The sequence below is a fragment of the Natrialba aegyptia DSM 13077 genome, assembly GCF_000337535.1.
Taxonomy (GTDB): domain Archaea; phylum Halobacteriota; class Halobacteria; order Halobacteriales; family Natrialbaceae; genus Natrialba; species Natrialba aegyptia.
In genome coordinates this window covers 1-10,224 of record NZ_AOIP01000042.1, presented here as the reverse complement: position 1 = coordinate 10,224, position 10,224 = coordinate 1, and the positions used below count along the sequence as shown (strand labels likewise).

Here is a 10,224-nt window from a genome sequence, read left to right as displayed (position 1 = left end):
CGAAGGAGCATCTCGCAGGGTCGCTGAACACATCTACCTCAGTGTTCACCCTGCTCTCTGGTATGGTAACTGTTCTATGACGCCCTCATTTGTATCAATAATGGGCCCTAGATATATGTATGAAGGAATAATACATCACAGATGAATGCAAGAGAATACCAATCGTTCGACCAGAACTCGAATCGGCGGAACGATCAGTAGACGCACTCTCGTCCGCGGCGCTGCGATGACCGGGCTTTCCCTCGCTGTCACGGGAGCCGCCTCGACGGCCGCAGCCGCCGGCGAGAGAGTATTCTTTCAATACTTTCACGAGACGTGGCCGACGATTACGGACAATCTCTCGACAGTCGCCGACCGTGGATACGACGGAATCTGGATTCAAGCGCCCCAGGAAAGCGAACTGACGTGGGACGATCAGGACGGTCGGAACGACCCGCCACTGGGCTACCAGCCCGTCGACTTTCGCTCCTTCAACAGCGAGTTCGGCACCGAAGAAGATCTCCAGCGGCTCATCGACACCGCCCACGAACGCGGTCTCGAGGTGTATATCGACTGCGTGATGAATCATACGGCCGCGAATCGGGGGTACGACTTCCCGCAGTTCGACGAAGAACACTTTCATACCCACGTCGGTTCGATCGACGACTGGGACGACGAACACCAGGTCGAACACGGCGAACTCCTCGGATTGAAAGACCTCGCGCAACTCGAGGACCACGGCCACGACGACACTGCACCGTACGTCCGCGAGCAGCTGTACAATTACATGCAGAAAATCGCGAGCTTCGGCGCGGACGGTTACCGGTACGATGCGGTCAAGCACGTCGAGGCCGAATTCTGGGATCGGTACGCCAACTCGTGGGCCGACGAGTTCAGCATGAACCGCGTCGGCGAAGTATTCGACGGCGGCGTCGACTACGTGCAGAACTACATCGACACCGGCATGGACGCCTTCGACTACCCGCTCTACTTCGCGATAGACGAGGTATTCGACTACGGCGACGTGAGCCGACTCGAGGGGGCGGGCGTCACGGCACAGGACCCGTGGCACGCCTGGCCGTTCGTGCAGAACCACGACGAGAGCGCGCCGCCACAGTACCACCTCGCACACGCCCATGTCCTCACGATCGAGGGGACGCCGATGGTGTACAACCTCTACTCGAACGAGATCCTCGACGACGACGCGATCAACAACATGGTGTGGGTCAAGACAAACCTCGCCGGCGGTACGACCCACTGGCGACACGCCGATTCCGACCTCGCGGTCTACGAGCGAGAGAACAACCTGCTCGTCGGGCTGAACAACAATACCGACGAATGGCGAAGCGAGTGGGTGTACACTACCTGGCGCGACGAAACGCTCAACGACTACAGCGGCACCGCCGACGACGTCGAGGTCAACGGCGACGGCTGGGTCGAGATCGAAGTCCCACCCGAGGGTTGGGTGTTCTACGCGCCGTACTGATCGTCCAAACAAAGGCGATCCCAGTGAACGGCGGTGCACTGAAGCGTTTACCGCTGCTTTCGGCGTCGTGCGATCCCCTCGTCCGTGCATCGGCGTCGCTTCCATTCGTTGCCACCGTCGAAATTCCCTTGACAGCACCCCCCTTACGCCACGACATGGCGACCGTCAGCGCGGGTGCGCGACTCCACGTCGGCTTTCAGAACCTCTCGCTCGCTCGCGAGCGGCTCTACGGCGGCATCGGCGTCGGGCTCGCGTCCCCTCGAGTCACCGTCACGGCCGAGCCGGCCCCGACCGTCCGGGCCGACGATTCGCTCGTTCGGACGTACGCGAGCCGCGCCGTCGACGTCCTCGACGTCCCCGGCGTCGCGGTCGACGCCGAGGAGTCCCTGCCGCGCCACGTCGGCCTCGGCAGCGGGACGCAGATCGCACTGGCCGTGCTCGCGGCGACCGCGCGGGCCCACGGCCTCGAGCCCCAGGTGCGGACCCGCGCACCGGCGATGGGTCGGGGCGGTCGCAGCGGCATCGGCGTCGCGACCTTCGAGAGCGGCGGGTTCGCCGTCGACGCCGGCCACCCGACGAACCGCTTTACGACCGAGCCGCCGGCGGAGGGCGACTGGACGGTGCCGCCGGTCGTCGCCCGCCACGACCTGCCCGCTGACTGGCGGTTTCTCGTCGTCGTCCCCGACGCGGATCCCGGCCGCAGCGGCGACGACGAGGACGCGAGCATGCGCGCGGTCGTCGAGCGGGCCGACCCGGCTATCGCCGACGAGATCGCCGGCTCGTCGCACCACAACCTTCTCGAATCCGGTTCCATCAGTACTCATGTTGCTTCCTCCGGGTTGTTCCAACTTGTAGTACTTCCAGAGACTGCACCCTGCGAACTCGCACTTTGTGAACTTGAACTCGCACGCTGGCCGTTGTCAGCGTCCGAATCCTGCTCAATCTCGACAGCCTCAGGATCATCCGGCACCACGTCGACGCCGAGCCCGGCTTCGACGAGAGCCAAGTCGATATCGTCCTCCCGAACGTCGTCCGGGTCCCCGAGATCCGGGTGACTGTCCGCGATCATCATCGCTGCTATTGTCTCGCGAAACTCTCGGTTCTCTCTCGAGAGCACCCCGCGACGACACGCAAGGGCCTCGACAGCCTCATCAAACCAGACCACTGCGCCTTGTACTCTCATTCCTCACTCCCTCCATCCGTTGCCGCTGCCTGGCGACCTGCCTCAAGTACTTCGAATTGGTCATCGACGCCCGCGAGTTCATCGGACTGCTGAACCAGACCAAGCTCTTCGCGGACAGTTTCAATCTCCTCGTCAGTAACTCTCTCGACCGCCTCGTCAGAGATTGTGCCCGTCTCATCGATTTCGTCAGGGTACCGCGCCCGTGCGATCTTGTTCCGAACGACGTTCTCGAGAGCGGGCTCTGGAATCTCGTCAACGTCCTCGAAGTCCTCGAGTGCCTGGTCGATCCACTCCTCACGATCGTCGCTCGACTCGCCAGAGGGGAAGGTGAAATTTCTGCTGGGATTTTTTTCCCCTCTGCTGTCTTGCGATTCTCTATCGTTGTCCTCGAGAGCGTCGCTCGCGATCTGCCTGATAATCTCGAGAGCGTCGTCATTCTCAATCTCGGCATCGAGGACGCGACGTTTGTCGACTCTCAGAACGTCGTTGTCCTCGCTGAACTCGAATCCCGGCGAATCGGCGACCTGCCGCATGTACTTGCCTGCGTTGTTGTAGGCGATCCCGTTTATCCCGACTGCTTCACCCTTCTCGTACTGGTATCGCTCACGAGAGTCGGAGAGACTCGCGAGTTTCTCGAGTGCGTCGACTTTGACCGCGAGTCGCTTGTCTGCCTCGCTCAGCATCGCTTTTGGTTTCGAGCGCGGATCGCGAACGTCTGGGATCTCAATCTCGTCCGTCAAGACAAACAAGTCCTTCGTCGGGTTCGGATGGTAGGTGAACTCGAGTTCATCGAGCACACGTGGGAGGTACTCTTCGCGAGTGTGCTTCGACGCCGAAATCTTCAGATTGGGATGGGTCTCGACTGCTTTATTAAATTCCTCAAGCGTGAACGCCGACATCTCCTCACCGCCGAGGCCCTGGATGATCTTCTGCGTATTGGACTCCTTGCTGCTCATAGTGGCGTCGAGCGAGACGCTTGTGTCGAGATCGAGCCGAGATTCGAGTTTTTTGAGCTGTCGACCGACCCATCCAAGTGCACCACCATCCAGACGATAACACACAACTGCGCGGAGAACCTCGTAATTCGCGACATCTTTCTCGTCGGCAAAGTCAGCCATCTCCTCTTTGACCGACGGGCTGACCCGGACAGTTGCTCGGCCATCACCAACGTCTCGAGACCGCGTGAGATTTTTTTTACCCTCTCTGGGGGTCGAGTTCGTACCGACTGCCTCGAGAAGTCGACTGACTATCTCCTCGGCTTTGTGGTCTCGACTGAATCGGTACCACGCTGACTCGACAAGATTCCCGGCTGCTGAGTCCCGTGCCGGAAAGATCTCGTTTGCGAGAGCCTTGAACCGGTCCCATTCGGGAGGACACTTCCAGTAGAGACCGATAGTATCCGAGGTACTCATCGGACCACCTCGAGAGAAGCAACGTTACGTACTGTAACGTTCGTGTCAGCCAGACACGAACGAACGTTACGTACTGTAACGTTACAGTAGTAGTAGTAGGCAACCGCCACCGCAACCGCTCGAGCGGTGAACCGCTCTCGCTCTTGGTTTCCAGCGTTTCGGCAGTTTTCTTCTAACCACTCGAACTCTTGCGAGTCCGAAGAGGGTAAAAAATTTTCTCGAGATGGTTCGGGGCGTTCGGCACTCTCGAAATCGTCATTGCGATGGAACTGGTTGAATTCGGTTCGTGCAGATTCGTGTTGCGATTTCGACATTCGTTATCTGGATTCGCATGATGAATGCCTCGGGATCACACAGTGAATCGTAACCCAAACGCTTTACCTGATCCACACTGAAAGAATCAGTACGGATCAACCGTTTAGGTGATCCCGCGCGGCATCCGGCGTAATTCGAGAACACAGGCGACTTGTCTTGGTCGGACTGCGCCTGGTTCTCGGACGTTCCAACACCCGAGAGATGTATCGCTGTCTGTTTGTTGATCCTGCCTATATCCTACAGTAATGTAAAACCTAGGTGTCGCGAACAGTCGGGATCAAACACAATGATGTCGATCATTCGCTATCCACCTGCCACAGCCGCGTTCGGCCGGACTTTCGGGACGTGATACGACCGTTCTCTTCGAGCGAAGAGAGCTTGTTGTACGCTGTTCGGCGGGCACAATCCATCTCTTCGGCAACCTCACTCGTCGTTGCGACGCCGCCATACTCTTTGAGCGCCTCAAATGCGTTGTCGTCAGTGTATCCTGCAGTGTATTTCCCTGATTCGTCGTCCCGATTCGGGTTTCGTTCTGGCATATGAGCAGCTTTTTGTTCCATTCCTATTACGGCATTGGTCTGCTATCTACTTAATACCTATGCCTAATCCGGAATAGGAAGGTTTAATACCAATACCGTATTAGGAATAGGTGAGGGCAGCCCGGTTCCAAGGGGCATTCAGGATGGAAGGAATGCCCGCCTGTTGGCGCAGGCGAGCCGGGTTGTCTTGGAGCAGATAACCCATGATGACTGAACAAGCGGACACGGTTGAAGGTATCGAGACTCGAGAGGCAAAGGCGCTGACCGAGATCATGACGGTCCTCGGCGACCTGCCGGCCGTTCAGGACGATTCCGACCGCTACTCGGTGACGACCGAATCCGGACGCGAATATCACGTTCATGTCGTCGACGGAACGTGTCACAAGAAGAACGGCGAAGAATGCCCGGACCAGGAGTACAACCTAGACGACGATGACGTGTGCAAGCACGTTCACCGTGCGCGCTACGCAGTCGGACTCAAGGAGATCCCGGAGTGGATCGACGAGGACGCAGTCGACGACGACCTAGGCGCATTCGTTCCGACCAAGCACGAGTCGTCTGCGGCCGATGCTGACGCTCACACGGACGCCAAGGTCGTAGCGGACGGCGGTGCCGTGGCTCGTTCTGCCGACGACGCTGAGATTCTCGAGCCGGAGAGCGACGATCCATGGAAAGGCCCGTTTCCGGAGTTCGACAAGTACGGCAATCCGACCGGCGCGGATTACGTTCGTTGCCGTGATTGCGGCCGCGAAGTGATTGCCGACCGGAAGTCTCACGTGTCTCACCGCGACGGCTGCCGGTTCGAGGAGGGCGATCGGTGATGTCTCGCGGCACTGACGCGCTTGCGGAGGCCAAAGCGGTTGCCGGTCCTGAGACGCTCGCCGCCGAATACCAGGAGGCCAAGCGAGAGGCGAGAGAGCGGGACGAGAGCGGTGTCAAGGAACGCGGTGACGGGATGCCAGTCGGTTCACCGCCGCCGGAGGTGCTTTAATGACCGCTCATTGTCAGAACTGTGGCGCACATCACACGGAGCAGTACGCTCGGGTCTTCGGGAATAACGACGGCGTGCTGTACAACTGTAGTGAGTGCCGGGATGTGACTGCAATGTTCCGTGGTGCGGGAGTTGAGGGGATCTGACGATGGTGACGCTGGTCTTGGAGAATGGAGAAGCGAAACGGTTTGACTCGTACCAGCCACTCGGCAACGGCTTAATTCGTTGCCGCCGTTCGGATCAGACCCCTTCTGAGACGACGGAGTACTACCGCGAGGACGAGATCGCCCGAATCGGCCTGTAGTCCTCCGCCGGTTTTCGAGTAGCCCTGTAAGCGGGTATTAGTCTGCTTACAGGATGTAAACAAGTCCCGTTCTTTAAGTGACCTTCACGAGCGACATACGGTGAAAACAAGATGTCCTACGCAACCTACATTCGAGCGAGTACCGATGAACAGACAGACGCCCACCAACGGGAGAGTATCGACGAGTGGCTTCGCGAGCATGACGCCGACCTTGAGGGCGTCGATCGCTACGCCGACCTCGGAGAGTCCGGAGCGAGTGACGATCGCGAGCAGTTCACTGAGCTGCTCGAGGCGGTCGAGGCCGGCGACTATACGCACGTCGTGTGTTGGGAGATTAGTCGACTCTCTCGAAAGGGCGCGACACTGCAGCGATTTTTTGACCTCTGCGAGGACACCGAGACGACAGTCGTGATCACGGACGGCGCTGTCGAGAAAGTCACTCCTGACGGCACCGGCCGGTTCGTTGCTGACATCATCGGCATGGTCTACCAGCAAGAGCGTAGGACGCTCATTCGGCGCATAGAGGCCGGACAGCGACGTGCACAATGCGAAGGGAAATGGTTGGGTCAAGTCCCTGCAGGCTTCAAGCGCGACGCTGAGGGATACCTCCAGCCGATTATCGATCCGGATCACGACGCTGGCGAGACTGGCTATCTTGAACTCCGGGACGCACTTAAGCGGATTGATGATAATGAATCGTACCGATCCGTCGCTGAAGGTCTACCAATCACACGTCAGTCCCTCTCAAATATCTACCAAGACGACGAGCGCCGTCGGTGGTATCTTGAGGCCGAAGCTAGCGATGACGCTGTGCATGGGGCACTTGAGACCGTCAGAACGACTCCTACGGGTGAAGTCTCGACGACCGACGACTAACTTCTGAACCACGCTTCGGTGATTTCTGTGTGTGAACTCGCAAGCGGTACTTTGCGCCTTTTCTGACTGTTTTCGTATAGTATAGGTTTAAGCCGCCACTTGTCACATAGGGACACATGCCGCAACAGGCACCACAGGCGCATGGGCCGCCACGGGTAGTTGTCGCGAACGCGAAGGGAGGTGTCGGGAAGACGACCGTCGCAGCGAATCTAGTCGGCGCACTCTCGCAGCGGGACCTCGATGTCCTTGCCGTCGACGCAGACCCACAGGGGAACCTCACCGAAGGACTCGGGCACCTCGATGCGTATGAGGCCGACCCACCGACACTGTTCGATGTTCTACTCGATATCGACTCACGAGACGAGATTGTAGCGCTCGTCCAGGAGGGCGATGAAGCCGACCTTGTCCCGGCCTCGATCGACATGCTCGGCGCGTCGATGGAACTGGCCGCAGCGCACTTTCTCGCTGAACTCCACAACGGCGACCTCGTCCTCGAGGCCGATGTCGTCGACACTGTGACCGACGCAATCGAGTTGATGACGCAACTTGTGACGCCGGCGACGATCGGTACTGACCCGCACGGGTATGGACTCCTCGACGATGCACTCTCGCGGATCGACGACGGCTACGATGTCGTCGTGATTGACGCGCCGCCGGGCCACAATCCGATGTTCAAGAACGCACTGTACGCAGCGCCGAACTTGATCGTGCCGGCGACCGCCGAGGCAAGCTCGAAGGGCGCGGTCGACCGACTGTTTGACGAGATTGCGGCTTTTGAGGATGACACCGGTGTGTTCGTCGAGGAACGACTCGCGGTCGTCAACCGGATTCGGATGTCGACCAAGGCTGCCGAACAGATGACAACATTCCTGCAGTCTGTGTTCGAGGATGTACCGGTGTACGAGGTACCCGAACGCGTTGCACTCTCGTACGCCTACGACGCCGGTGAGTCGATTTTCGAGTACGATCCCGAGGCAGACGTCGCCGCCACGTTCGACGACGCTGCAGCGCACTTAGTCGACGACCTGTCCCACGAGGAAGAAACATGAGCGACGACGACGAGACGCTTACCGAAGAGGACCAGGAGCGACTTGAGCGCGTCCAAGGGAAGCGAAAACGTCGGCCGCGTCGCCAATCGAAACAGGGGAAACAGGAGCCACAGGAACCACAGGAAGAACAGTCTCCACAGGAGGAAGGCAACGAAAATGAGAATCAGCAGGAAGCACAGCAAGCGCCACGGGCAAAACAGAATCAAATGGAAACACAGACGGCCCAGTCGACCGAGTCGGAACAGGAGGAACAGGCACAACAGGCGACACTTGAGCCTGTGACACAACGGGAGCACGACACGTTCTATCTCTCCAAAGATGTCCGCGCCGAACTGAACGCAGTGTACCGGCGCGTCGCGCTCGATGTCCTCGAAGAGACCGGTATCGATATCGAAAACCAGTCGATTGGTGGCCGCAACCGATACTTCCGACCTCTTGCGCTGCTCGTCGGTGCCCGAGAACTACAGAGGATGTCGTCGGATGAGTTGCTCGAGATGATTGAGGACGAGAGCCTAGTCGACGATCTCCCTGCCGAGGAATAACCGCTAGAATCCTTCTATGCCTGGAAATTCTACAGTAGGAACTCTGAACATAGAAAACTGGAAAACACCACAGGCGAATCCTGTGATGACCCAGATTGAACCATGTGTTTCTATGCGCTGCACGTGTGAAAGGTTAACTGAAGCGTATTGACTTGACAAATATTCGATAGGTTTATAGGGGTGTAGTGTATAGAGTAAGATGGGTCGTAATGACCCAGATTGAACCACCGCCGAAGTGGCTGAAGGAGTGGGCAACCGTCGCGGCGAAACTCGCCGCGGTCGTCCTCGTCCTGTGGAAGCTGCTTCGCGGGCTGCTCGTATAATTCGGGGCGAAAGCCCCGAACTGACCCCGCAAGGGGTTTACGAGTGATAGCCCAACCATGACAGCCACACTGATATTCGACTTGGACCGCCAGATGATCCGCGGCGTAGGAACAGCTGCGATGTTCGCAATCGTGCTGCTATACGTATTTGAGTCGAATATCGAGCCACATCTCGGTGGTGGTCTCTTGGCGGTCTACGCCGTTCTTGCGCTGGTCGTGTTAGTGAGTCTTGTCGAGGATATTCGCAAGATCAGAGATCGACGCAGAGAGTGATTGGGTTGTGCAGTGAACCGCTTGGTTAAGTTCAGGGCTACGTTTTGTGCGGAGAATCGATATACCATTTGTTAGTTTATAGCGTCGCCACTAATTCTCGGCGCTCAAAGTGTGGGTAACGCCGGCGAAACACGGTTACAACCGCCGCCAGAGGACTAACCCAGAAGGATAACACCAGAACAGTAGTATTGGGATCACGATCTATTTCAACTACTACTCCCACGGACCACTGATTTTGATATCGACTATCGCTCCCAGATCAAGAAGTGGCCAACGCCGTAGACGACGGCAATCCAGCCGACGACCATTATGGTGCCGTACTTGTTGGTGATCCCGTCGGGGAGAATCCCGTAAAGGAGTGCCATTGAGAGGAACGCGATTGCGACCCAAGCGGTAGCTTGCCCCCATCGCGTGACCGTCTGAGTGACGCCTTCAGGTGACATCGTATCCTAACCCTCATTCCCATTTTCTTTTTTGTTCTTTGGACACAAAATTCCAGTGTCGCGAAGTGCAATACGTAAAAGCTCCGCATGCGCTTCCTCGTCAGAGATGTCCTGTTCCTGTGCGTAGTCTCGTACCCCGCCCACCAACAGGTTGGGGAGATCGTGGTTTGGTCGAACCATCGCGATATCAGAATCACTTGTCCCCTAACTATTAAGTCTGTGGGGACATTTAATTCAAACAAGCTCATTTGTCCGGGAGGACATCTAGTCCTCTCAGACAGGAGCGGTGATTAACGATGTCGGATACAGACCCCGCCGATAATGACGGCGGCATGATCGAGCTCGCAAGCAAGGTAGAAGAGTCAATGAACAAACTCGAGAAAATCTCGAAGGACAAACTCAGATATGCGCGTCCATACGCGAGGGTGTCATAGAAGAGTTCTCACACCGTGATCACGGTGCTTCCTGGATTGTCTCCTCGTTCGTAGTTGGTGATTGCGACGACGAGG

General features: G+C 57.8%; 13 protein-coding genes. 10 read left to right on the top strand and 3 right to left on the bottom strand.

Annotation, left to right across the window (positions count from 1 at the left end; all coding sequences use genetic code 11):
• The first annotated feature begins 145 nt into the window (after positions 1–145).
• Both C480_RS17600 and C480_RS17595 read left to right on the top strand, forming a co-directional pair.
• Positions 146–1,465 carry an alpha-amylase domain-containing protein gene (locus C480_RS17600; protein WP_006666976.1) on the top strand — a complete coding sequence of 440 codons (1,320 nt, stop codon included), beginning with the start codon at positions 146–148 and terminating at the stop codon, positions 1,463–1,465.
• Positions 1,466–1,620: 155 nt separating this feature from the next.
• Entirely contained in the window at positions 1,621–2,520 is a 900-nt protein-coding gene (locus C480_RS17595) for a GHMP family kinase ATP-binding protein (RefSeq protein WP_006666975.1), read from the top strand.
• A gap of 124 nt (positions 2,521–2,644) precedes the next feature.
• Here C480_RS17595 and C480_RS17590 read toward each other — a convergent pair whose 3' ends face one another.
• Together C480_RS17590 and C480_RS17585 are read right to left on the bottom strand one after the other, a co-directional pair.
• On the bottom strand, positions 2,645–3,766 hold the full coding sequence (locus tag C480_RS17590; RefSeq protein ID WP_152424084.1) for a hypothetical protein: 1,122 nt from the start codon (positions 3,764–3,766) through the stop codon (positions 2,645–2,647).
• A 905-nt stretch (positions 3,767–4,671) separates the two neighbouring features.
• Complete coding sequence (locus tag C480_RS17585; RefSeq protein WP_006666973.1) at positions 4,672–4,914, bottom strand: helix-turn-helix transcriptional regulator; 243 nt, start codon at positions 4,912–4,914, stop codon at positions 4,672–4,674.
• Between the two features lie 203 nt (positions 4,915–5,117).
• On the opposite strand from C480_RS17585, the gene C480_RS24260 reads away from it, so the two are divergent.
• The 7 genes from C480_RS24260 (at position 5,118) to C480_RS17560 (ending at position 9,272) form a co-directional block, all read left to right on the top strand.
• Positions 5,118–5,735 (top strand): hypothetical protein, encoded by a 618-nt coding sequence (locus C480_RS24260; protein ID WP_049903914.1) that lies wholly within the window; start codon positions 5,118–5,120, stop codon positions 5,733–5,735.
• Positions 5,735–5,905 carry a hypothetical protein gene (locus C480_RS23535; protein ID WP_161607017.1) on the top strand — a complete coding sequence of 57 codons (171 nt, stop codon included), beginning with the start codon at positions 5,735–5,737 and terminating at the stop codon, positions 5,903–5,905. The genes C480_RS24260 and C480_RS23535 overlap by 1 nt, the downstream gene beginning before the upstream one ends.
• Complete coding sequence (locus C480_RS24935) at positions 5,905–6,051, top strand: DUF7563 family protein (protein WP_444993671.1); 147 nt, start codon at positions 5,905–5,907, stop codon at positions 6,049–6,051. Before C480_RS23535 ends, C480_RS24935 begins: the two co-directional genes overlap by 1 nt.
• A gap of 269 nt (positions 6,052–6,320) precedes the next feature.
• Complete coding sequence (locus C480_RS17575) at positions 6,321–7,085, top strand: recombinase family protein (protein ID WP_006666971.1); 765 nt, start codon at positions 6,321–6,323, stop codon at positions 7,083–7,085.
• Between the two features lie 116 nt (positions 7,086–7,201).
• Positions 7,202–8,134 (top strand): ParA family protein, encoded by a 933-nt coding sequence (locus C480_RS17570; protein ID WP_006666970.1) that lies wholly within the window; start codon positions 7,202–7,204, stop codon positions 8,132–8,134.
• Positions 8,131–8,676, top strand: a complete 546-nt coding sequence (locus C480_RS17565; protein WP_006666969.1) for a hypothetical protein — start codon at positions 8,131–8,133, stop codon at positions 8,674–8,676. Before C480_RS17570 ends, C480_RS17565 begins: the two co-directional genes overlap by 4 nt.
• Before the next feature lie 380 nt (positions 8,677–9,056).
• Positions 9,057–9,272: a hypothetical protein gene (locus C480_RS17560; protein ID WP_006666968.1), complete on the top strand. Its 216-nt coding sequence runs from the start codon at positions 9,057–9,059 to the stop codon at positions 9,270–9,272.
• Between the two features lie 245 nt (positions 9,273–9,517).
• Here the strand turns inward: C480_RS17560 and C480_RS17555 are convergent, their stop codons facing one another.
• The gene (locus tag C480_RS17555; RefSeq protein ID WP_049903912.1) at positions 9,518–9,715 is read right to left on the bottom strand and encodes a hypothetical protein; all 198 of its coding nucleotides are present in this window, start codon (positions 9,713–9,715) and stop codon (positions 9,518–9,520) included.
• A gap of 296 nt (positions 9,716–10,011) precedes the next feature.
• Here C480_RS17555 and C480_RS23530 point away from each other — a divergent pair, with 296 nt between their 5' ends.
• A complete protein-coding gene (locus C480_RS23530) occupies positions 10,012–10,149 on the top strand; it encodes a hypothetical protein (protein WP_161607016.1) in 138 nt (45 codons plus the stop codon).
• The last annotated feature ends 75 nt before the right edge of the window (positions 10,150–10,224 follow it).

Bases quoted from the DNA above. Each gene is read 5' to 3' on its own strand.
- C480_RS17600 (WP_006666976.1), top strand. From the start codon at position 146: ATGCAAGAGAATACCAATCGTTCGACCAGAACTCGAATCGGCGGAACG.
- C480_RS17595 (WP_006666975.1), top strand. From the start codon at position 1,621: ATGGCGACCGTCAGCGCGGGTGCGCGACTCCACGTCGGCTTTCAGAAC.
- C480_RS17590 (WP_152424084.1), bottom strand. From the start codon at position 3,766: ATGGCTGACTTTGCCGACGAGAAAGATGTCGCGAATTACGAGGTTCTC.
- C480_RS17585 (WP_006666973.1), bottom strand. From the start codon at position 4,914: ATGCCAGAACGAAACCCGAATCGGGACGACGAATCAGGGAAATACACT.
- C480_RS24260 (WP_049903914.1), top strand. From the start codon at position 5,118: ATGATGACTGAACAAGCGGACACGGTTGAAGGTATCGAGACTCGAGAG.
- C480_RS23535 (WP_161607017.1), top strand. From the start codon at position 5,735: ATGTCTCGCGGCACTGACGCGCTTGCGGAGGCCAAAGCGGTTGCCGGT.
- C480_RS24935 (WP_444993671.1), top strand. From the start codon at position 5,905: ATGACCGCTCATTGTCAGAACTGTGGCGCACATCACACGGAGCAGTAC.
- C480_RS17575 (WP_006666971.1), top strand. From the start codon at position 6,321: ATGTCCTACGCAACCTACATTCGAGCGAGTACCGATGAACAGACAGAC.
- C480_RS17570 (WP_006666970.1), top strand. From the start codon at position 7,202: ATGCCGCAACAGGCACCACAGGCGCATGGGCCGCCACGGGTAGTTGTC.
- C480_RS17565 (WP_006666969.1), top strand. From the start codon at position 8,131: ATGAGCGACGACGACGAGACGCTTACCGAAGAGGACCAGGAGCGACTT.
- C480_RS17560 (WP_006666968.1), top strand. From the start codon at position 9,057: ATGACAGCCACACTGATATTCGACTTGGACCGCCAGATGATCCGCGGC.
- C480_RS17555 (WP_049903912.1), bottom strand. From the start codon at position 9,715: ATGTCACCTGAAGGCGTCACTCAGACGGTCACGCGATGGGGGCAAGCT.
- C480_RS23530 (WP_161607016.1), top strand. From the start codon at position 10,012: ATGTCGGATACAGACCCCGCCGATAATGACGGCGGCATGATCGAGCTC.